This window comes from Streptomyces sp. NPDC058773 (assembly GCF_042746015.1).
GTDB lineage: Bacteria > Actinomycetota > Actinomycetes > Streptomycetales > Streptomycetaceae > Streptomyces.
Map to the genome: position 1 here is coordinate 51,062 of NZ_JBHYPE010000009.1, position 20,492 is coordinate 71,553.

Sequence of the window (20,492 nt, forward strand, 5' to 3'; positions counted from 1 at the left end):
ACGGCACTCCTCTCCGGCGGCGGGCCGCCGCCTGCTTCACACACGGACCCGGGAACCGGACGGCGTCCGGCGCCGACCAACTCCACGGCCAGTAAGTCGGACCGCCGGTTCCGCGAGTTCCCGCTGATATGGAGGAAGCCGTGCACGCCACGACCCCTGGGCAGCACCTTTTGGCGACGGACCCGCCGCTCGGGTCCGCCGGACTCGGGCTGCCCGGCTGCCCGCCGGAGGCCGCCGCGCTGCGTGAGCGGGTCCGGGCGTTCGTACGGGAACGGGTGATGCCGTGCGAACCGGTGCTGGACGCGGGTGGCGAGTCGGCACGCACCGCGCTGCGCGGACTCCAGGCCGAGGCCAAGCGGGCGGGGTTGTGGGCCTTGCCACTGCCGACGGAGTACGGCGGCCAGGGGCTCGGCCTGCCGCACTACTTCGCGGTCGCGGAGGCCGAGGGGGCCAGCGATCACGGTCCGGCGGCGCTCGGTTCGGCCCCGCTCCTCGATGTGCTGATGCTCGCCCGGCATGCCGACGAGTCCGTGAAGCAGCGGTTCCTGCGGCGGATCACCGACGGCGAGGTGCGGACCTGCTACGCGATGACCGAGCCCGAAACCCCCGGCACGGAACCGGGGTTGACCGCCACCCGGGCGGTCCCGGACGCCGCGGGCGGCTGGGTGCTGCACGGCCGCAAGTGGTTCACCTCGGGCGCGGGCGACGCCGATCTGGTCACCGTGCTGGCGCGGGCGGAGGACGAGGGGCCCGACGGCCTGGCGCTGTTCCTGGTGCCCACGGCCGCCGCGGGGTTCACGGTGGTGCGGGAGTTGCCGGTGCTGGGCGCCGGCGGCCAGTGGGAGATCGAGCTCGACGGGGTCGCCGTGCCGCACGGGCACGCGGTGGGCGCCCCGGGCCAGGCGCTGCGGATCGCCGGGGAGCGGCTGGTGCTCGGCAGGGTGCTGCGGTGTCTGCGCTGGCTCGGACAGGCCGAGCGGGCCTTCGATCTGATGTGTCTGCGGGCCCGGTCGCGGGGCCAGTCGGCCGGACCGCTGGCGGACCGCCAGCTCGTCCAGCAGATGGTCTTCGATTCGCTGCTGGCCATCCGTTCCACCCGCCCCCTGGTCCATGAGGCGGCGGCCCGGCTGGCCGCGGGCGACGACGCGCGGCTGGAGACCGGTCTGGCCAAGGTGGCGGCGGCCCGGATGCTGCAGCAGGTGACCGATGCCGCGATCCAGGTGCACGGCGCGGCGGGCCTCGGTCCGGACACCGCGCTGCCGGGGCTGTTCCGCACCGGCCGCACGGCCAGGCTGCTGGACGGCCCCGACGAACTGCACATCACGGCCGTGGCCCGCCGGGTGCTGCGCGGCTACCCGGTCACGTCGTGAACGGCTCCGTGCGGCCGGTGAGGATCGCCAGTCCCAGCGCCAGGAAGAAGTCACCCCAGATCAGTTCATGGCACGGGGCGAGGTCGCGGGCGGCGTCATAGCACCCGCCGGTCAGCGCCCCGCGGTCCGACAGATGGCCGGTGCACAGGTGGTGCAGGATCTCCCGGGCCCGCGCGGTCAGCCGGCCGGCTTCGCTCCCGCGGTCCGCGGCCCGCGCCAGGGCGGCCAGTTTCAGCAGGGCCACCGACTCGATGGCGGCCGCGGAGGTGTCGACCGGGCCGGACCACTGCCCCTCCTGGGCGGGCGGCACGAGCCCGGCGGCCGGGGCGAGACGGGGCGCGGTGAGCCGGCCGGCCGCCTCCCACAACGCCCCGGCGGCGCGGGAGTCGAGCCCGTCCGCGAGGAAGTGCAGTCCGTCCGCGAGGCCGAGCAGCAGCCAGGGCGTGGTACGGCTCCAGCCCGGCGCGGGTTCGGCACAGGGCGTCCAGCCGTCGCCGGGCGCGGCCTGCCATGCCGGGCGCGGTGGGTACTCGGCGCGGCTCAGCGTCAGGTGCCGGGTCAGGTGGCCGTACGCCGCGCGGTCTCCCTCCCCCGCCTCTGCCAGGCTCGCCAGCAGCGGCACCAGCCCCGGCACCGCGTCCACCCGGGCCAGCATCCTGGGGCCGCCGAACGCCGCGCCCCAGGGCACCAGTTGGCGCCGCGGGTCGTACGCCGCCAGACAGGACCGGGCCGCTTCCGCCCGCAGCCCGGCGGCCACTCCGTCGCCCCCGGGTCCCGCGGCGAGCGCGGTGCCGTACCAGAAGATCAGCCCGCGGGTGGCGGTGTCCTGGTCCGCCCAGTACGCCAGTCTCCCGGTGCACTCGGCCGCGGCCGACCGGTCGCCGGGAGCGCCGGACGTCAGAGCGCGCAGCCAGAGCAGCCCGGCCCAGAAGCCGCCGGTCCACGACCCTCTGGACGTGGACCTCCATATGCCGCTTCCCGGCTCGGCGTACAGCGGAAAGCGCGGACCCACCTCGGCCGCGGTCCGGCCGGTCCGGTCCAGCACGGCCGTCCATGCCCGGTCGGCCCACGTACGGTTGGGGCCCGCGCGGTCGGACGCCGTACGGTCGGCCCACGTGCGATCGGCCCACGGCTCGTCGGAGGCCGGCTCGTGGGTCGTCTCCGGTGACATCGCCCGGGGCGTCGCCCGCGGAGCCGCATCAGGCGCCTCATCCGACGCCCCGCCGGTCATCCCCTGCGTCACCCCACGGGTCCTCTCATCCACCGCCCCATGGGTCGCCTCACGGGCCCTCCCACGCGTCATCTCCTGCGTCGTCTCATGGCTTCGCTCATGCATCGGGTCCTCCGTCAGGCATCGGATCCTCCACTGTGAAGTGACCTCACGCCCCTCCGTTGCGACGCAGCATCAGGGGCACGGCGATCGCCGACGCCACCGCGAACTCCGCCGCCGCCAGCAGCCAGCCCGGCCCGTATCCGGTCACGGAGACCAGCGCGCCGAACAGCGGCGGACCCACCGCGAAGCCCGCGAAGAAGCCCGCCGACACCAGGGCGGTGTCCTTCCCGGCCCGGCCGGGCGCCGCCTTCCGCAGCACCAGCACCATGGAGACGGCATTCGCCGACACGGCGAACGAGCCGACCGCGACGGCGGCCGGCCACACCAGCGGCTGCACCCGCAGCGCCAGCGCGAGCAGCAGCGCGGCGCCCACCGCGCCGGCCGCCAGCAGCGCCGGCAGCGCCTCGGCCCAGCCCGGCCGCCCCGCCGCCCGTGACCAGCCGACCCGCCCGCCGATACCGGCCACGCCCAGGACGGCGACCAGTGCCGCCGCCGTGGTCGGCGTCATCCCCAGGCGCTGCGAACCGAACAGCGCCAGATAGGTGTTGACCGAGGCGATCCCGCAGCCGAGCAGTAGGGAGAAGGCTGCCAGCCGCCAGGTCGCACGGGGCGACGTGGCCGCGGCCGGCGGGCCCGCGGCGGCCGGCGACGGGTCGGCCGGCAGCACCCGGGCCGCCCAGAGCGCCGCCAGTGCCGCCGTGCCGGCCGCCGCCCAGACCGCGCCGCGCCAGCCCACCCCCGCCGCCACCAGCGACAGCGGCAGCCCCGCCACGAACGCCCCGCACTGCACGCCCGACTGCTTCAGCCCGGTCACCGCGGCCCGCCGCTCGGCCGGAAAGGCGGCGAGAATGACCTTGTTGGTGGCGGGGTTGGCCAGCGCCTGCGGTACGCCGCCCAGTGTGACGGCCGGCAGCAGCACGCCCGCCCCCGGGACGGCGCCGATGAGCGCCAGCGAGACGGCGGTGAGCAGCAGCAGCGCGATCAGACAGCGCCGGGGGCCGACCCGGTCCACGAGCCGGCCCGCCATCGGCGACAGCACGGCCGCCGCCCCGAAGCCCGCCGTGGTGGTCAGCCCCAGCACCGTGCGCGAGATGCCCAACTCACCGACCAGGCGCGGACCGAGGGCCCCGAGCACGAACAGCTGGAGCATGGAGAACGCCATCGCCGCCGTCAGCAGCACGGTCAACGGCCGGCCGCCCGCGGCCCGGACGGCGCCCCCGTCCGGCCCGGCTGCCTCCGGTTCCCCGCCGCGTTCCACCAGCACACACCCTCCCGGCAGCTCCGGCCCTCCCGTCGGGCCCCGGTCCAGTCAGTCGTACGGACCGGACGTCTGGTTCCCGACGAACCACCGGCCCCGCATACCCGCCGGTTGCCTCGCCCCCCTCGGTCCGGCGACGAACGCGCCCGCCCCGTGAAACGCGTCCGGACAGCGGCGCGGTCACCCGTTCGGCGGCCCACCGGTGGCCGCCGCGTCCCCTGCAGCCGAGGGTGGCCGTGTGACCGCCGTGCCGCGGTCCGCTGCCGCATGGGCTGAAGCATGGGAGAACCGGATGCCGAAGTACCTGGTCCAGGCCAGCTATACCGCCGAGGGCATGAAGGGGCTGCTCGCCGAGGGCGGCTCCGGGCGCAAGGCGGCCGTCGAGCACGTGGTCGGCTCGTGCGGCGGCACGGTGGAGTCGGTCTACTTCGCCTACGGGGACGCCGACTTCTACTGCGTCCTCGATTTCCCCGACGACCTGTCGATGGCCGCCATCGCCATGACCGTCCGCGCCAGCGGCGCCCTGCACTCCAAGACGATTCCGCTGCTGACCGTCGAGGAGATCGACGCGGCCACCAAGAAGTCGGTCGGCTTCCGCCCGCCGGGCGCCTGACCCGCGGGCGCGTGCCGACACCGGAGCTCGATCATGCGGCGCTGTTCGCCGCGACCCCGAGCGCGTGCCTGGTCCTCGATCCGGATCTGGTCATCGTGGACGTCAACGAGGCGTACCTGCAGGCGACCGGGCGGACCCGCGACGAACTGCTCGGGCAGTACGTCTTCGACGCCTTCCCCGACAACCCGGCGGACCCCGACGCCGAGGGCGTGCAGAACCTGCACCCCTCACTGTGCCGGGTGCTGTCCACCGGGGAGCCGGACACGATGGCGGTGCAGCGGTACGACATCCCCGTCACGGAGCGTCCGGGGGAGTTCGAGGAGCGCTGGTGGTCCACGATCAACACCCCCGTCCCCGGGCCGGACGGCAGCGTGGCGTGGATCATCCACCGGGTCGAGGACGTGACCGCGTTCGTGCACTCCCGCCAGGCCCGTCCGCTGCCCGGCGAGCAGCTGAGCGCACGGGAGGAGGCGATGGAGGCCGAACTGTATGTCCGGGCACGGGCGCTCCAGCACCTCAACGAGGAGCTGCGCCGGGCCCATGCCCGCGAACGCCAGGTCGCCGTCACCCTCCAGGAGGCCATGCTGCACTCGCCGGACCTGGCCGGACACCGGGACATCGCGGTGCGCTACCTCCCGGCCATCGGCTCGCTGAACATCTGCGGCGACTGGTACGACATCGTCGACGTCCCGGGGGACGGTTTCGCCGTCGCGGTCGGCGATGTCGTCGGCCACGGGCTGGAGGCCGCCGCCGTGATGGGCATGCTGCGCAGCGCCCTCAGCGCCGCCGCCCGCTCCGTCGAGGGCCCCGCGCGGGCGCTGAAGGTGCTCGGCCTGTACGCCCGGTCCGTCGACAAGGCGCTGGCCACCACCGTCGTCCAGGTGCTGATCGACACCGCCGGCCGCCGGGTCACCTACAGCAGCGCCGGCCATCCCCCGCCCGTCCTGCTGCACACCGACGGCAGCCACGAGCTGCTGGACCGGGCCACCGACCCGCCCCTGGGCGCCCATCCCGAACAGGAGCCGCGCCCCGAGGCCGATCTTCCCTATCTGCCGGGCGACACCCTCGTCCTCTACACGGACGGGCTGGTCGAGCGCCGCGGCGAGGACATCGACACCGGCCTCGCCCGGCTCACCGACGCCCTCGCCCGCTACAGCCGGTTCAGCCCGGAGCGCCTCGCCGACGCCCTGCTGACCCGCCTCGGCGTCAGCGCCGGCGCCCGCGACGACATCGCGCTGGTCATCGTCCGTCTGTAGCGGCCGTTCACGCTACTCCGCCACCTCCTGGGGATGCGTGGCGGCGTCGTCGCGCAGATAACTGAGCCGGTCGATCACCTCGACCACCCCGTCGACGCTCTCGCACAGCCGCACGGCGATCGGGACCAGGCTTCTGCGCTCCAGGGCGCCCGTGAGGGTCACATGGCCGTCGGAGACATCGACCGTGACCGCGGACGGTGCCACCCCGAGCGTGCGCGTCAGCACCTCCTCCAGCACCTCCTCCTGGATGGCCCGGTCCCGGCGCAGGAAGAGCTGCACGAGGTCACTACGGCTGATCACTCCGATGAGCCGTCCGGTGTCGTCGACCACGGGCAGCCGTTTGACCTTCTTCTTCTCCATCGTCTTGGCCGCCTCGACGACACTCCAGCCGGGCCGGGCCACCACGACGGGGCTCGTCATGATCGCTTCGGCGGTGGTCGCCCCGAGCTTCGCGATCTGCCGGCGCAGCAGATCGGCCTCGGACACCACGCCGACCGGCTGGTAGTCGTCGTCGACCACGGGTACGGCGGTGATGTCGTACTCGTCGAGCAGCCGCGCGATCTCCTTGAACGTGGTGCCCCGTTGGACGACGACGGCCTCCGGCGTCATCAGATCTGCCACGGTGCGGTGCCTCATCTCTGGCCAGTCCCTCCGGTTGTGCCGGGCCGGATCTCGTCGGCCCCATGGGCGGGGGTGCGCTGCGGGCCGCGCTCAGTCATGCGGGACCACGGCGACCGGGCAGGTCACATGATGGATGGCGGCATGGGCGACCGGGCCGACGCGGGGTACGAGCAGGGGACGGTGCATACGGCGGCCGACCACCAGGAGTTCCGCGCCGAAGACCGTCTGCACCAGGGCCCGGGTGGGGCTCTCCGGCAGCACGGTCTCCTGTACGAGCACCCCGGGGAAACGCTCGCACCAGGGGCGCAGCGCGTCCCGCAGCTCGATGTCCGCCTCCTTGGTGAGTTCCTTCGCGGCATCGGGGTCGATGCCCCACGGGGTGTACGCCTGCACGGGCAACGGGCGCCCGTGGACGACCTGCAGCGACAGGCCGCGGCTCGCCGCCGCGTCGAAGGCGAAGGCGAACAGCCGGTCGCAGGGGCCGTTGAGGCTGACGCCGACGACGACCCGTGGTTCGGGGGCGGGTGGCGCGCCGTCCTCCGCGACATGGCGCGGTGTCGTCGCCCGGCCGGCCTCCCGTACCAGGACGACCGGTCCCTCGGCCCGGCCCACGACGTTCAGGCTCACATCGCCGAGCACATAGCTCTCCCATGTCCCCAGGCCCCGCGAGCCGAGCACGACCATCCGCGATTCACCGGCCGCGCGCAGCAGCGCCGGTTCCGGCTCCGCCCCCACCAGTTCCTCGATGATCTGGAGGTGCGGGCGGCGTTCCCGTACCTCGTCCAGGGCCCGGCGGACGAGCTGGCGGGCGGCGGCGTTCTGGTCACGTTCGGGGGGCGTGTCCACCGTCTCGGCGGCCAGCGGTACCCACGCGTGGAGCAGCCGCAGCACCGACTGGCGCCGGTCCGCCTCGTCGGCGGCCCACTGCGCTGCGGCCAGGCTCGCCGGCGAACCGTCGAGCCCTACGGTGATGATGTCCGGCTCCATGACCGTCCTCCCTTCATGGTCGGGGAAACGGGCCGCAGCGGCCCGTCACCCGGGCTCCGGGCCCCTGCGGCACAGCGCCGTTGCTCCCGTTCTCAGTTCCCGTGCGGGCCCGCGCCCGCACCGGGTGCCGAGGCGGCCTGGGTGGCGAGGACGGCCGCCTGGATGCGCCGCTCCACACCGAGCTTGGCGAGCAGGCGGGAGATGTGGTTCTTGATGGTCTTCTCGGAGAGGTAGAGCCGCTGCCCGATCTGACGGTTCGTCAATCCGTCCCCGATCAGGCCGAGGATCTCCCGCTCGCGCGGGGACAGGCCGGAGAGCCCCGCCGCCTCGGGCGGCTGGTCGGAGTCGCCGCCCCGCAGGCTGCTCATCAGCCGGGCCGTCGTCGCGGGGTCGAGCATCGAGCGGCCGGAGGCGACGGTGCGCACCGCGGCGACGAGATCGGCGCCCTTGATCTCCTTGAGGACATAGCCGGCCGCGCCGGCCATGATCGCGTCGAGCAGCGCCTCGTCGTCGTCGAAGGAGGTCAGCATCAGGCAGGCCAGGCCCGGCAGGTGCGAGCGCAGCTCCCGGCACACGGTGATGCCGTCGCCGTCCGGCAGCCGCACATCCAGCACCGCGACATCGGGCCGGAGCGCCGGGCCGCGGGCGAACGCCTGGGCGGCCGTCCCGGCATCCCCGGCCACCTCGATGTCGGCCTCGGCATCGAGCAGGTCCGCCACCCCGCGCCGGACCACTTCGTGGTCGTCGAGCAGGAACACCCGGATCGGCCGGTGCGGTGAGAAGGCCTCGGCTTCGCTCATGACGCCCCTTTGGCGGTACGACGTCCGTCTCACCCCCATCGTCACCCCTCGCGCGGGGGCCTGCCAGGCCGAACGGTCCCGTAGCGGCCGTGCGCCGACCGGCGGCGCCCCGTCAGCCGTGGTCCGCCCGGCGCCGCTGTCCGGCAAGCGCCGGTCCTTCGGCCTCGAACCGCACGGCCACCACGCCCTCGACCGCCTGCACCAGGCGCGCGAGAACGGGACGCAGCGACGGGTCACGGAGCGTGCCGCCGAGGGTGACCACCCCGTCGGTCACACGCACCGCCGGCGCGTCGGCGGACCCCGCGCACAGCCGGCCGAGGATCTCCGTACGCACCTCCGCCGCCAGCTCCTCATCCGGGCGCAGGAAGACCTTGAGCAGGTCGGCGCGGCTGACGATGCCGGCCAGCAGCCCCGTGCCGTCGACCACGGGCAGCCGCTTCACCGACTTGAACGCCATCGTCCGCGCCGCCTGGGCCAGGGTGTCCCCGGCGTGCACCGTCAGCGCGGGCGCGCTCATCAGATCCCCCGCGGTCCGCCCGCCGGCCTTGCGCACCTCCTCGACCCGCCGCAGCTGCTCCACACGGCTCGGCTGCGCGGCCCGGAACTCCTCCTTCGGCAGCAGATCGGCCTCCGAGACCACACCGATCACCCGGCCGTCCCCCGCCAGCACCGGCAGCGCGCTGACCCGCCACCGCTCCAGGGTCTCGACGACCTCCTTGAAGGACGCCTCCTGCCCGACCGCCACCACGGCCCGGGTCATCACGTCACCGACGGTGTACGGGCGGTCCGCCATGTCGCCTCCTCGGTACGGCCCGATACCGCGCACGGGTACCGGGTCCCGGCCGGCCGGTGGTGGTCATGCACGTCCGGCCGCAGCGGCCGCGGCGCACGGTTCCGGCGGCGCCGCGGGCCGGTCAGTGCGAGATCCGGTCAGCGCCGCGGCCGGGCAACGCTCTGCGCCCGTCACCGCTGCGGCCCCGTCATCGGTGTCCGGGCCCGCGTCGCGGCCGGGGCGTTGATATCGAACTCCACGTCCACGACCCCCTCGACCGCCCGAATCAGCCGGGCGGCCACCGGGATGAGCGAGGTGTCCCGGACTTGGCCGCTGAGCGTGACGACCCCGTCGGCGACCGTGACCCGCAGATCCCGGACCGGTGTCGTGAACAGCTCGCCCACGACATAGCGGACCTCCTGCGCCAGGTCGTCGTCCGAGCGCAGGAAGACCTTCAGCAGGTCGGCGCGGCTGACGATGCCCTGGAGCGCCCCGTGCCCGTCGACCACCGGAAGCCGCTTCACGGGCCCGCGCGCCATGATCCGGGCCGCCTGGGAGAGCGTGGCATCGCCCCGCACGGTCAGGGCGGGAGCGGTCATCAGCTCCCCCGCGGTCAGCGCGCCCGCGCGGCGTACGTCGTCGACCTGCCGCAGCTGCTCCAGGCGGTCGGGGTCCGACTCCCGGAACTCCTCCTTGGGCAGCAGATCCGCCTCCGAGACCACGCCGACCACCCGGTCCTCCCCCGCCAGCACCGGCAGCGCGCTGACCTGCCACTGCTCCATGGTCTCGACGATCTCCTTGAACCGCGCCGCCCGGTCGACCGCGGCGACGGTCCGCGTCATCACATCGCTGACGAGGTGCGGAGTGTTCTGCATGATGCCTCCTCGGAACCCGGCCGGCGCCGGCCGGCCCATGACACCTCCAGCCTGGAATGCGCCGGGCCGCAGCGGACAGGGGCCGTCCGGTCCCTTCCTTCGCCGGTCGGCCACCCGCCCCCGTACGGCCGCACACCCGGCGGCGGCCCCAGGTGCGCAGTAGACCGCGCGGAGGTCCTCAGGTACGGGCCACCGGGCGCACGACCAGCTCGTTGACATCGACCTCCGGCGGCTGTCCGACGGCGTAGGCGATGGCGTCCGCGATGGCGGTGGCCGGCAGGGCCGTGGCGCGGTAGGCCGTCATGGCGTCCCTGGCCGTGGGGTCGGTGATGGTGTCCGCGAGTTCGGATTCCGTGACGCCCGGTGAGATGACGCTGACCCGGACACCGCCCGTGGACTCCTGCCGCAGCCCGTCGGAGATCGCGCGTACGGCGAATTTGGTGGCGCAGTAGACCGCGGCGGTGGGCACCACCTCATACGCCCCGATCGACGCGATGTTGACGAAGTGTCCGGCGCCCTGGGCCCGCATCACGGGCAGCGCGGCGGCGATGCCGTGGAGCACACCGCGCACGTTCACATCGAGCATCCGGTCCCACTCGTCCACCAGCAGCGACTCCAGCGGCGACAGCGGCATCACCCCCGCGTTGTTGACCAGGACGTCGATCCGGCCGAATTCCGCGCTCGCGGCGGCGACGAAGGACCGCATGTCCTCGGCGGAGGTGACGTCCAGCCGCCGGAAGGCCGCGGTACCGCCGTCGCCGCGGATCTCGTCGGACAGCTTCTCCAGCCGGTCGGTGCGGCGGGCGCCGAGGAAGACCCGGTGCCCGTCGGCGGCCAGGCGGCGGGCGGTCGCCTCGCCGATACCGCTGCTCGCGCCGGTGATCAGGACGACCTTTGGCTGCTCTGTCATGGCTGCTCCTTTGTCCGTTGCCTTCACCGGCGAGCCTCGACGGCGGAGCGCACCGCAACCAGGACGGGTCGTGCCGGGGTGCCGCACACCCAGGCAGCCCCGGCCTCTCCCGCCGTATCGGCACGGACTGGTGTCGTTCGACGACGAGCCGTTCGCCCCGGGAGCCGGCGGGTCCGTCACCCTTATGGCGCAATGCCCCGGGCGCCCACCCCCAGCCGGAATTCACCGGGGAATGGCGGACCTCGCCGCCTGCCATTCCGCAGCGTGATCGGACGGTAAAGCCGCCCGTGCATCCCCGTGTTTACGATATCCGGGATGAATTGGCGCACTGCCGGCTGACGGCCCGGTACCCATGCGTACCTGCGCCTTCGATTCTTCCTTCACAGGCGGTGAATCCGCTCGTCATCTTCTGACTTCGGGAGCTCATTATGGAACCCGGCGCTACCGTGTGGAACTGCCCCTTCGACTATGCCGAGGCACTGGAGTTTGATCCGACGCTGAAGCGTCTGCTGACCGAGGAACCGGTCGCCCGGATCAAACTGCCCTACGGGGAGGGCGAAGCCTGGCTCGTGACCCGGTACGAGGATGTGCGCACGGTGACGACCGACCGGCGCTTCAGCCGCAGCGCCATCATCGGCCGGGACTTCCCGCGGATGACTCCTGAGCCGATCGTGCAGGACGAGGCGATCAACGTGATGGACCCGCCCGCCAGCAGCCGCCTGCGGAGCCTGGTCTCCAAGGCGTTCGCGCCGCGTCAGGTCGAGCGGATGCGGGTCCGTACGCAGCACGTCGTCGACGACCTGCTGGACCGGATGACCGCGCACGGCTCCCCCGTCGACCTGATGGAGAGCCTGGCGTCCCCGCTGCCGCTGACGACGATCTGCGAGGTCCTCGACATCCCCGAGGCCGACCGCGCCCAACTGCGCGGGCACGCACGGACCATGATGAACCTCACCCCCGGGAACCGGGACAGAGCGGTCCACGCCAAGGCCGACATGCGCGCGTACTTCAAGACGCTGACCGCGAAGCGGCGCCAGCACCCGGGAGACGACCTGATCAGCGCGCTGGCGACGGCGCGGGACGGCGATGAGCTGCTCAACGACCAGGAACTCACGGTGCTGGCCATGGTGCTGCTCATCACCGGCCAGGACACCACGACGTACGAGATCGGCAATCTCGCCTACACCCTGCTCACCCGGCCCGAGGACCTGGCCATGCTGCGGGCCCGCCCGGAGATGCTGCCGCACGCGATGGAGGAACTGCTGCGCTTCATCCCGTTCCGTAAGGGCGTCGGCATTCCCCGCGTCGCCCTTGAGGACGTGGAGCTGAGCGGTGTGACGATCAAGGCCGGCGACATCGTGCACGTCTCGTACCTGACCGCGAACCGGGACGGCCGGAAGTTCGACCGGCCCGACGAGCTGGACCTGGAGCGTGCGGAGCGGCCGTCGCACATGACCTTCGGCTGGGGCGGCCACCACTGCCTGGGCGCCCCGCTCGCCTTCACGGAGCTGGAAGTCGCCCTCGGCGCCCTCCTGGAGCGCTTCCCCGGCCTCCGGCTGGCGCAGCCGGCCGAGGAGGTGCGCTGGAACACGAACTCGATCTGGCGCTATCCGCTGGAGCTGCCGGTCGCCTGGTGACGCGGGCGGACGCCGCGCATGCAGAACTCACCTCACTGGCGTACGGTTACTAGTCGGAAAGAAGATCCACCCGTAGAGGGAGAGTTCATTCTTCGACGGCTGGTCCGCGCACCGTTCTCTCCCGGGTCGCGCATATCCGTCCGCTGTTTTCCGCCGGGGCCAACCTTCCGGCTATTCCGGCAGGTTGGCCCCGCCGGGGCACCGGGCGGCAGCGACCCGAAAGGGAATCCGGGAATTCCCTGGCGGGCCAATGTCTGCAAGGAGCCCATCCCATGGCGGTTCTGTGCAAACCTGCAATCGCGGTCCCTGAATACGTCATCACCCAGGACGACACCCTCGACCTCGCGCGACGGCTGCACAAGGATCATTCGCAGCTGCGGCTGGTGCTCCGCCTCATCGAGCACACCGGGGTACGCAAACGCCATCTGATCCAGCCGATCGACAAGGTGCTCAAGCACCCCGGTCTCGACTCCCGCAGCGCGGTCTACGAGGAGGAGTCCAAGGCGCGTGTCCCGGCCGTCGTGCGCAGGGCGCTCGACCAGGCCGAAGTGGAGCCGGATCAGATCGACTTGATCGTCTATGTCTCCTGCACCGGCTTCATGATGCCGTCCCTGACGGCCTGGCTCATCAACACCCTCGGCTTCCGCTCGGAGACCCGGCAGATGCCGATCGCCCAGCTCGGCTGTGCCGCGGGAGGCGCCGCGATCAACCGGGCCCATGACTTCTGCCGGGCGTACCCCGACGGCAATGTCCTCATCGTGGCCTGTGAGTTCTGCTCGCTGTGCTACCAGCCCACGGATCTGGGCGTCGGATCGCTGCTGTCGAACGGGCTGTTCGGCGATGCGGTCGCGGCCGCCGTGGTCCGGGGGAACGGCGGCACCGGCGTCCAACTGGAGCGCAACAGCTCGTATCTGATCCCGCACACCGAGGACTGGATCTCCTACGCGGTGCGGGCCACCGGATTCCACTTCCAGCTGGACAAGCGGGTGCCCGGCACCATGGAGCCGCTCGCCCCGGCCCTGCGCGCCGTCGCGGAGCAGCACCAATGGGACGCGGGCGAACTGGACTTCTACATCGTCCACGCGGGCGGTCCGCGCATCCTGGACGACCTGTGCCGCTTCCTGGAGGTGCCGCCCGAGGCGTTCCGCTTCAGCCGCGCGACGCTGACCGAGTACGGCAACATCGCCAGCGGTGTGGTGCTCGACGCCCTGGCGAGGATGTTCGACGAGGCGTCGGTCACCGAGGGGCAGCGGGGGCTGCTGGCGGGGTTCGGCCCCGGCATCACGGCGGAGATGGCCCTCGGCACCTGGGCCTCGGACCCCGCCGCGGCGTGAGCGCGTCCGCTCGGTGCGTCCGGACGGTGATCCGCCGGGCGCACCGCCCGTGTGCCCGCGCGGCACGGCCGGCGACGCCTCACTCCGCTGGGGTAGCGAGCGGCCCCGGCCCGGTGCGGCGGCGCGGGAGGCGGCAGGAGCACGCCACACCTGGAGGTGCCGTGGGCGGCCGGAGTGCCGGGAGCGGGGGCACCCGAGGGCCACCCTGTCCAGGCGCCCGACAGCGGTTGGCGCATTACGGACTTTTCTCTTGAATGGGAATATCTTGACATGTGGGTCAGTGCGTTTTATGCAGATGAATAGGCGGCTTGCTCTCCGTATCAGCAGGTGAGGAGGCCTACGCGGGGCCGTTCCGCAGGCGGGCCGCAAGGTGAGGAGAAGACCATGGCGCGTGCAGTGGGTATTGACCTTGGGACGACGAACTCGGTGGTCAGTGTGCTGGAGGGCGGCGAGCCCACGGTCATCACCAACGCCGAGGGCGCCCGGACCACCCCGTCGGTGGTCGGCTTCGCCAAGGGCGGTGATGTGCTGGTCGGCGAGATCGCCAAGCGGCAGGCCGTGACCAACGTCGACCGCACCGCGCGGTCGGTCAAGCGCCACATGGGCGAGGCGCAGTGGCGCTTCCCGGAGCAGGGCGACATCGACGGCAAGCAGTACACCGCACAGGAGATCTCCGCCCGGGTGCTGCAGAAGCTCAAGCGCGACGCCGAGGAATATCTGGGCGAGGACGTCACGGACGCCGTGGTCACCGTTCCCGCGTACTTCAACGACGCCCAGCGCACCGCCACCAAGGAGGCCGGTGAGATCGCGGGCCTGAAGGTGCTGCGGATCGTCAACGAGCCGACCGCGGCCGCCCTGGCCTACGGCCTCGACAAGGAGAACGACCAGACCATCCTGGTCTTCGACCTCGGCGGCGGCACCTTCGACGTCTCGCTGCTGGAGATCGGCGACGGCGTGGTCGAGGTGAAGGCCACCAACGGCGACACCCACCTGGGCGGCGACGACTGGGACCAGCGGATCGTCGACTACCTGACCAAGCAGTTCAAGAACGCGTACGGCATCGATCTGTCCCAGGACAAGATGGCCACCCAGCGGCTCAGGGAGGCCGCCGAGAAGGCGAAGATCGAACTGTCCGCGGCGACCGAGACCACGATCAACCTGCCGTATCTGAGTGCGTCGGCCGACGGGCCGCTGCACCTGGACGAGAAGCTCACCCGCTCCCAGTTCGAGCAGCTCACCGCCGATCTGCTGGAGCGCTGCAAGAACCCGTTCCACAACGCGGTGAAGGACGCCGGGATCAAGGTCTCCGACATCGATCATGTGATCCTGGTCGGCGGCTCGACCCGGATGCCCGCGGTGACCGAACTGGTCAAGGAGCTGACCGGCAAGGACCCGCACAAGGGCGTCAACCCGGACGAGGTCGTCGCCGTCGGCGCCGCCCTGCAGGCCGGTGTCCTCAAGGGTGAGGTCAAGGACGTCCTCCTGCTGGACGTCACCCCGCTGTCCCTCGGTATCGAGACCAAGGGCGGCATCATGACCAAGCTCCTGGAACGCAACACCACGATCCCGACCAAGCGCTCCGAGATCTTCACGACGGCCGAGGACAACCAGCCGTCCGTGCAGATCCAGGTCTACCAGGGCGAGCGCGAGATCGCGGCGTACAACAAGAAGCTCGGGATGTTCCAGCTGACCGGACTGCCGCCGGCTCCTCGCGGGGTCCCGCAGATCGAGGTCTCCTTCGACATCGACGCCAACGGCATCATGCACGTCACGGCCAAGGACCTGGGCACCGGCAAGGAGCAGAAGATGACCGTCACCGGCGGCTCCTCGCTGCCGAAGGACGACATCGACCGGATGGTCCGCGACGCCGAGCACCACGCCGAGGAGGACCGCCGCAGGCGCGAGTCCGCCGAGACCCGCAACCAGGCCGAGCAGCTCGTCTACCAGACCGAGAAGTTCCTCAAGGACAACGAGGAGAAGATCCCCGGCGAGGTCAGGACCGAGGTCGGCGAAGCCGTCACCGAGCTGAAGGAAAAGCTCAAGAACCAGTCCTCCGACGGCGACAACACCGCGGAGATCCGCACCGCCACCGAGAAGCTCGCGGCCGTCTCCCAGAAGATGGGCCAGGCCATGTACGCCGACACCCAGGGCGCGCAGACCACCCCGGGGGCCGAGGGCGCGGCCGCCGGTGAGGGGGCGGGTGCCGCCGGCGGGGAGCAGGACGATGTCGTCGACGCGGAGATCGTCGACGACGACAAACAGGAGGGCAGCGCACGATGAACCACCGCCCGACCAACGTGCACGGCCGCCCTCACCCACCGCTGGCCCTCGTCGGACACGGCCCGGCGGAGGGCTCCCCGCCCGGCCCGCCGGACACCACCGGCCGCCCGGAGGAACGGACGACCGGGCAGGGCGTGACCGGCAGGCCGTCCGGACATGACGAGCCCGCCGGCCGGCCCGTGCCGCCGGAAGCGGTGCTGCAGACCGAACTGCGGGAGCGGACGGCGGATCTGCAACGGCTGAAGGCGGAGTACGACAACTACCGCAAGCGGGTCCACCGCGACCGGCTGGCGGTCGGCGAGATCGCGGTCGCCAATGTGCTGAGCCGGCTGCTGCCCGTGCTCGACTCGCTCGCCGAAGCCACCGCGCAGGGCGAGGTGACCGGTGGCTTCCAGCAGGTCGCCGAGGCCCTGCGCACCCAGCTCGGGACGCTGGGCCTGGAGGCCCTCGGCGCGGTGGGCGACCCGTTCGACCCGCTGATTCACGAGGCCATCACCTACACCCCCACCGACCGGCTGGAACAGGCCATCTGCACCGAGGTGCTCCGCCAGGGCTACCGGGTCGGCGATCAGCTGCTGCGCCCCGCCGAGGTGGCGGTCGCGGGCGAACCGCCCGCCGCCTCGTGACGCCTTTCCTCTGAATTACCGCCCCGCACACCGGAATTGACATGGCCGGTTTGCGGGTTCCGCTGCCTGCCTGCGCTACTCTCCGTCGCCATGATGGGCCGCCCACGTACGCGGCTACGCATATGTTCGAGCCCGAGGGGCACCCGATCCTCTACCGCCGGCTGACGGACTCCGCACTTCGACAGAAGCCCTACGACGCGCGACAGGCGGGATCATGGCGACCGAGGAAAGCACGGAACGCGAGAAAGCACCCGGCGACGGACCGGAGCGCATCACCGCCCCCGCGGCAATGCGCCACGCCTCCGGGCAACTTGCCCAGCTACTGCAGTGCGAGCCCGGCACGGTATCGGCGCTCAAGCCCACCGATGACGGTTGGCTGGCGGACGTGGAAGTGGTGGAGATCGAAAGAGTGCCGGACACCGCGAGCGTGATGGCTTCCTACCGCGTCTACCTCGATGAACGAGGTCAGCTCATGGGATATGAGCGGACCCGCCGGTACGGGCGGGGCCAGATCGACCGATAGGCCGTCCACCGCTCCGCATCCGTCACCACCGCACACGGCCCCATGACCCGCTCCAGTCAACTGGAAGGGACGATCGACCGTGACTGCCGTTCAGCACTCCAACACCGCGACCACTGGGAGTGGTTCGGGAAATCTCTACGATGTTCTTGAGCTGATCCTCGACCGGGGACTGGTCATCGATGCCTTCGTCCGGGTTTCCCTCGTCGGCATCGAAATCCTCAAGATCGATGTACGCGTCGTCGTCGCGAGCGTGGACACCTATCTGCGCTTCGCCGAGGCGTGCAACCGGCTCGATCTGGAAGCCGGCCGCAAGGCACCGAGCCAGCTCACCGATCTGGTCGGAGAGACCGCCGAGAGCGGCGCCAAAGGAAAGTCGAAAGGCGCGCTGACCGGCGCCGTCGAGGCCTTCAGCGAATCCCTTCAGCAGGGCCAGGACGACGCCGCGGAACAGGAAGAGCGCCCGGCACGGAAAACCTCCACGACCGGCAACCGCCGCACCACACGCCGCCGGGAGGACTGAGCGATGGGCACCTACCTCTACGCCATCACCGCAGTCGGCCACCCCTTGCGGCTGTCCGGTGTCGGCGGGGTCGGCAACCCCGCTGCCCAGCTGCGCACCGTCAGCACGAAGGACCTGTGCGCGGTGGTCAGCGACGCACCCCCCGGGTTACGGGCCAAACGCCGCGATGTGGCGGCCCACCAGGACGTTCAGGAGCGTCTGCTGGCCGACGGTGCCGCCCTGCCGATGCGCTTCGGGCTGGTGGGCGCCGACGACGAAGAGGTCGCCGCCGCTCTGGAGCAGGACCGCGACAGCTACCTCCGGCGGCTCGCCGAGACCGACGGCTGCCGTGAGTACCACCTCAAAGTGGTACGCGACGAGGACGATCTGCTGCGGGAGATCATGCGGGAGTCCGCCGAGGTGCGGCGGCTGAACGACCGTACCCGGCAGAACCCCGGCGCGTACGACGACAAGATGGCGCTCGGCGAGCTGATCTCGCAGCAGGTACGGGCCCGTCAGGAGCACGCCCGGTCGGACATCGTGACCCGGCTCGGCCGGACCGCGAAACGCACCGCGGAAGCCGGACCGACGCGGGACCACCTCCTCACGGTGTCCTTCCTCGTCGAGCGGGACAGGGTCGCGGCCTTCTCGGAGGCGGTCCATGAGGAGGCCGGGCGGCGCGGCGACGCCTACACCTTCAGCCTGCACGGCCCGCTGCCGCCGTACAGCTTCGTCTGACCACGGATGAGCCGGATCGCGGACTCGGCGGATCGAGGACTCGTCCGAACACAGAAGGGAGAGCCGGTCCATGGGCCTGCTCGGACAGCTTTTGACCCTGCCCCTGGCTCCGGTACGGGGCACGGTCTGGGTCCTGGATCAGGTGCTGCTCACCGCCGAGCGCGAGTACTGCGACCCGGCGCCGGTCCGTGCGGAACTGGCCGCTCTGGAGCGGCAGTTGGTGGAAGGCAGCATCGGTCCGGAGGAGTTCGACGCCCGCGAGGACGAGTTGCTGGACCGGCTGGAGTGGCTGGAGGCCCACCGACAACGACTACGTAGCGACTCCTGATCAGAGGAGATTGAGGTGTACGAAGGATGATGAGCACCGCGAAGATAGGTGTGGCCCTCGTCGGGGGCTACTTACTGGGACGCACGAAAAAGGCCAAGATGGCCATCGGCCTGGGCATGTTCCTGGCCGGCCGGAAGCTGAAACCGGACTCGCGGCAGCTGCGCACGCTGGTGGCCAACTCCCCCGTTCTGGGCCCCCTCAACGACCAGGTGCGCAAGGAACTGGTGGACGCCACGAAGGCGGCGGCCGGCACCGCGCTCACCCAGCGGATGAACGGCCTGGCCGGCTCCCTGCGCGAGCGGACCGCGGCCCTGGCCGAGGGCCAGGAGACAGCCGACGAGGCCGAGCGGACCCCCGGCGACGAGCATCCGCGGCCGGCGGCGGCCGAGGAGGAGCAGCGGGCGACGGACGAGAAGCAGCAGCGGGCGGCGCCCACGGAGCAGGGGCGGGAGCGCGAGCGGCAACGGGAGAAGACGTCCCCGGGCAGCGCCGGCCGGCGCACCACCGCGCGCCGCGCGGCCGGGAGCGCCTCGGGAGCCCGTAAGAAGTCCGCCGCTGCCGCGCGCACGGCCGCCGACCGCGGAGGCCGCCATGGCTGAGTCCACGTTCCGGAAGGTGAAGGACGAGGTGACCCGGAGCCCGGCGGCCGAACAGCTCAAGGAGGAGCTACAGCAGTACCTCCAGGCACGGGCCCAGCACACCGTCACCCGCCTCGGGCACAAGCTGGGCGAGGGCATCGGCAAACTCGCCGAACCCGGCCAGGGCGCCGGAGGGCTGTTGGGCAGCCTGGCCAAGGGCGGTGCGGCGCTCGGTGCGGGCACCTCGCCGCAGCGGGCCGCGCTGACCGCCGGCGCCTCCCATCTCAAGGACACCGTCAAGGGCACCCTCAAGGACAAGGTCAAGGGGCTGTTCGGGGCGGGCCGCAAGGGCGGCGGCGGGAAGTCCAAGAGGGTGACCATCGTCGAGGACATCGATGTGGGCGTGCCCGTGCGTGAGGCGTACGACCAGTGGACGCAGTTCCAGGAGTTCAGCACCTTCGCCAAGGGCGTCGTCAGTGTCGAGACCTCCGATGACACCACCAGCAACTGGAAGGTGAAGGTCGCCAAGTCCACCCGTAGTTGGCGGGCCAATGTCACCGAGCAGGTGCCCGACGAGCGCATCAGCTGGACCACCGAGGGCGCCAAGGGCACGGTCAAGGGTGTGGTGACCTTCCACCGCCTCACCGACAACCTGACGCGGGTCCTGCTGGTGCTGGAGTACTTCCCCAAGGGGCTGTTCGAGAAGACCGGCAACATCTGGCGCGCCCAGGGCCGCCGGGCCCGGCTGGACCTCAAGCTCTACCGCGCCTTCCTCATGCAGCGGGGCGAGGCCACCGACGGCTGGCGGGGCGAGATCCAGGACGGCGAGGTCGTGGTCGAGCACGCCGACGCCGTCGAAGCGGAGCAGGAGGACGCCGAACCGTACGAGAGCGCGGAGGACGAGGCCGACGACCCTGACGAGCCGCCCGCCGAGGACGACGACCCCGAAGTTCCGCTCGATGAGGACGCCGATCTGCAAGAGCCGCCCGCCGAGGACGACGACCACCCCGAAGAGCCCGTCGACGAGGACGGCATCCCTCCGGACGAGCGCGGCACCTACGCGGACGACGAGGACGAGGACGAGCCGGCGCCGCCCTCCCGGGGCCGTCGTACCGCCGCCACCCGCTGACCCGTCCCGACCGCACAGACGAGGC

At 71.8% G+C, this 20,492-nt stretch carries 21 protein-coding genes; 13 read left to right on the top strand and 8 right to left on the bottom strand.

Annotation, left to right across the window (positions count from 1 at the left end; translation table 11 throughout):
• The first annotated feature begins 209 nt into the window (after positions 1-209).
• Complete coding sequence (locus ACFW5B_RS10795; protein ID WP_386436875.1) at positions 210-1,370, top strand: acyl-CoA dehydrogenase family protein; 1,161 nt, start codon at positions 210-212, stop codon at positions 1,368-1,370.
• Here the strand turns inward: ACFW5B_RS10795 and ACFW5B_RS10800 are convergent.
• A complete protein-coding gene (locus ACFW5B_RS10800) occupies positions 1,360-2,541 on the bottom strand; it encodes a sugar ABC transporter permease (RefSeq protein WP_386436486.1) in 1,182 nt (393 codons plus the stop codon). The genes ACFW5B_RS10795 and ACFW5B_RS10800 overlap by 11 nt on opposite strands.
• Positions 2,542-2,749: 208 nt before the next feature.
• The gene (locus tag ACFW5B_RS10805; protein ID WP_386436877.1) at positions 2,750-3,961 is read right to left on the bottom strand and encodes an MFS transporter; all 1,212 of its coding nucleotides are present in this window, start codon (positions 3,959-3,961) and stop codon (positions 2,750-2,752) included.
• Between the two features lie 292 nt (positions 3,962-4,253).
• On the opposite strand from ACFW5B_RS10805, the gene ACFW5B_RS10810 reads away from it, so the two are divergent.
• A complete protein-coding gene (locus tag ACFW5B_RS10810; RefSeq protein ID WP_386436489.1) occupies positions 4,254-4,574 on the top strand; it encodes a GYD domain-containing protein in 321 nt (106 codons plus the stop codon).
• Positions 4,575-4,585: 11 nt separating this feature from the next.
• Complete coding sequence (locus ACFW5B_RS10815) at positions 4,586-5,830, top strand: SpoIIE family protein phosphatase (protein ID WP_386436491.1); 1,245 nt, start codon at positions 4,586-4,588, stop codon at positions 5,828-5,830.
• Positions 5,831-5,842: 12 nt separating this feature from the next.
• Here ACFW5B_RS10815 and ACFW5B_RS10820 read toward each other — a convergent pair whose 3' ends face one another.
• From ACFW5B_RS10820 to ACFW5B_RS10845, 6 genes are all read right to left on the bottom strand, one after another.
• The gene (locus tag ACFW5B_RS10820; protein ID WP_386436494.1) at positions 5,843-6,466 is read right to left on the bottom strand and encodes a CBS domain-containing protein; all 624 of its coding nucleotides are present in this window, start codon (positions 6,464-6,466) and stop codon (positions 5,843-5,845) included.
• Positions 6,467-6,541: 75 nt separating this feature from the next.
• A complete protein-coding gene (locus ACFW5B_RS10825) occupies positions 6,542-7,438 on the bottom strand; it encodes a universal stress protein (protein WP_386436497.1) in 897 nt (298 codons plus the stop codon).
• 92 nt (positions 7,439-7,530) lie between these two features.
• The gene (locus ACFW5B_RS10830) at positions 7,531-8,238 is read right to left on the bottom strand and encodes a response regulator (RefSeq protein WP_386436499.1); all 708 of its coding nucleotides are present in this window, start codon (positions 8,236-8,238) and stop codon (positions 7,531-7,533) included.
• Between the two features lie 112 nt (positions 8,239-8,350).
• Positions 8,351-9,031 (bottom strand): CBS domain-containing protein, encoded by a 681-nt coding sequence (locus ACFW5B_RS10835; protein WP_386436502.1) that lies wholly within the window; start codon positions 9,029-9,031, stop codon positions 8,351-8,353.
• Positions 9,032-9,201: 170 nt separating this feature from the next.
• Positions 9,202-9,885, bottom strand: a complete 684-nt coding sequence (locus tag ACFW5B_RS10840; RefSeq protein WP_386436505.1) for a CBS domain-containing protein — start codon at positions 9,883-9,885, stop codon at positions 9,202-9,204.
• Between the two features lie 178 nt (positions 9,886-10,063).
• Positions 10,064-10,795: an SDR family oxidoreductase gene (locus tag ACFW5B_RS10845; RefSeq protein ID WP_386436508.1), complete on the bottom strand. Its 732-nt coding sequence runs from the start codon at positions 10,793-10,795 to the stop codon at positions 10,064-10,066.
• 428 nt (positions 10,796-11,223) lie between these two features.
• Between ACFW5B_RS10845 and ACFW5B_RS10850 the strand changes: the two genes are divergently transcribed.
• The 10 genes from ACFW5B_RS10850 to ACFW5B_RS10895 all read left to right on the top strand — a co-directional run bounded on the left by ACFW5B_RS10850 (position 11,224) and on the right by ACFW5B_RS10895 (position 20,467).
• A complete protein-coding gene (locus ACFW5B_RS10850) occupies positions 11,224-12,432 on the top strand; it encodes a cytochrome P450 (RefSeq protein WP_386436511.1) in 1,209 nt (402 codons plus the stop codon).
• A 272-nt stretch (positions 12,433-12,704) separates the two neighbouring features.
• Positions 12,705-13,766 (top strand): type III polyketide synthase, encoded by a 1,062-nt coding sequence (locus tag ACFW5B_RS10855; RefSeq protein WP_386436514.1) that lies wholly within the window; start codon positions 12,705-12,707, stop codon positions 13,764-13,766.
• A 384-nt stretch (positions 13,767-14,150) separates the two neighbouring features.
• Entirely contained in the window at positions 14,151-16,046 is a 1,896-nt protein-coding gene (gene dnaK, locus ACFW5B_RS10860; protein WP_386436517.1) for a molecular chaperone DnaK, read from the top strand.
• Positions 16,043-16,672, top strand: a complete 630-nt coding sequence (gene grpE, locus ACFW5B_RS10865) for a nucleotide exchange factor GrpE (protein WP_386436520.1) — start codon at positions 16,043-16,045, stop codon at positions 16,670-16,672. Before dnaK ends, grpE begins: the two co-directional genes overlap by 4 nt.
• 214 nt (positions 16,673-16,886) lie before the next feature.
• A complete protein-coding gene (locus ACFW5B_RS10870) occupies positions 16,887-17,195 on the top strand; it encodes a gas vesicle protein (protein WP_386436523.1) in 309 nt (102 codons plus the stop codon).
• A 79-nt stretch (positions 17,196-17,274) separates the two neighbouring features.
• Positions 17,275-17,715 (top strand): gas vesicle structural protein GvpA, encoded by a 441-nt coding sequence (locus tag ACFW5B_RS10875; protein WP_386436526.1) that lies wholly within the window; start codon positions 17,275-17,277, stop codon positions 17,713-17,715.
• 3 nt (positions 17,716-17,718) lie between these two features.
• Positions 17,719-18,432 carry a GvpL/GvpF family gas vesicle protein gene (locus ACFW5B_RS10880; RefSeq protein WP_386436529.1) on the top strand — a complete coding sequence of 238 codons (714 nt, stop codon included), beginning with the start codon at positions 17,719-17,721 and terminating at the stop codon, positions 18,430-18,432.
• A 70-nt stretch (positions 18,433-18,502) separates the two neighbouring features.
• A complete protein-coding gene (locus ACFW5B_RS10885) occupies positions 18,503-18,760 on the top strand; it encodes a gas vesicle protein GvpG (RefSeq protein WP_386436531.1) in 258 nt (85 codons plus the stop codon).
• Between the two features lie 29 nt (positions 18,761-18,789).
• Positions 18,790-19,359, top strand: coding sequence for a hypothetical protein (locus tag ACFW5B_RS10890; RefSeq protein ID WP_386436534.1), 570 nt, complete (start codon positions 18,790-18,792; stop codon positions 19,357-19,359).
• Positions 19,352-20,467, top strand: coding sequence for an SRPBCC family protein (locus ACFW5B_RS10895; RefSeq protein ID WP_386436537.1), 1,116 nt, complete (start codon positions 19,352-19,354; stop codon positions 20,465-20,467). The genes ACFW5B_RS10890 and ACFW5B_RS10895 overlap by 8 nt, the downstream gene beginning before the upstream one ends.
• Positions 20,468-20,492: the final 25 nt, after the last annotated feature.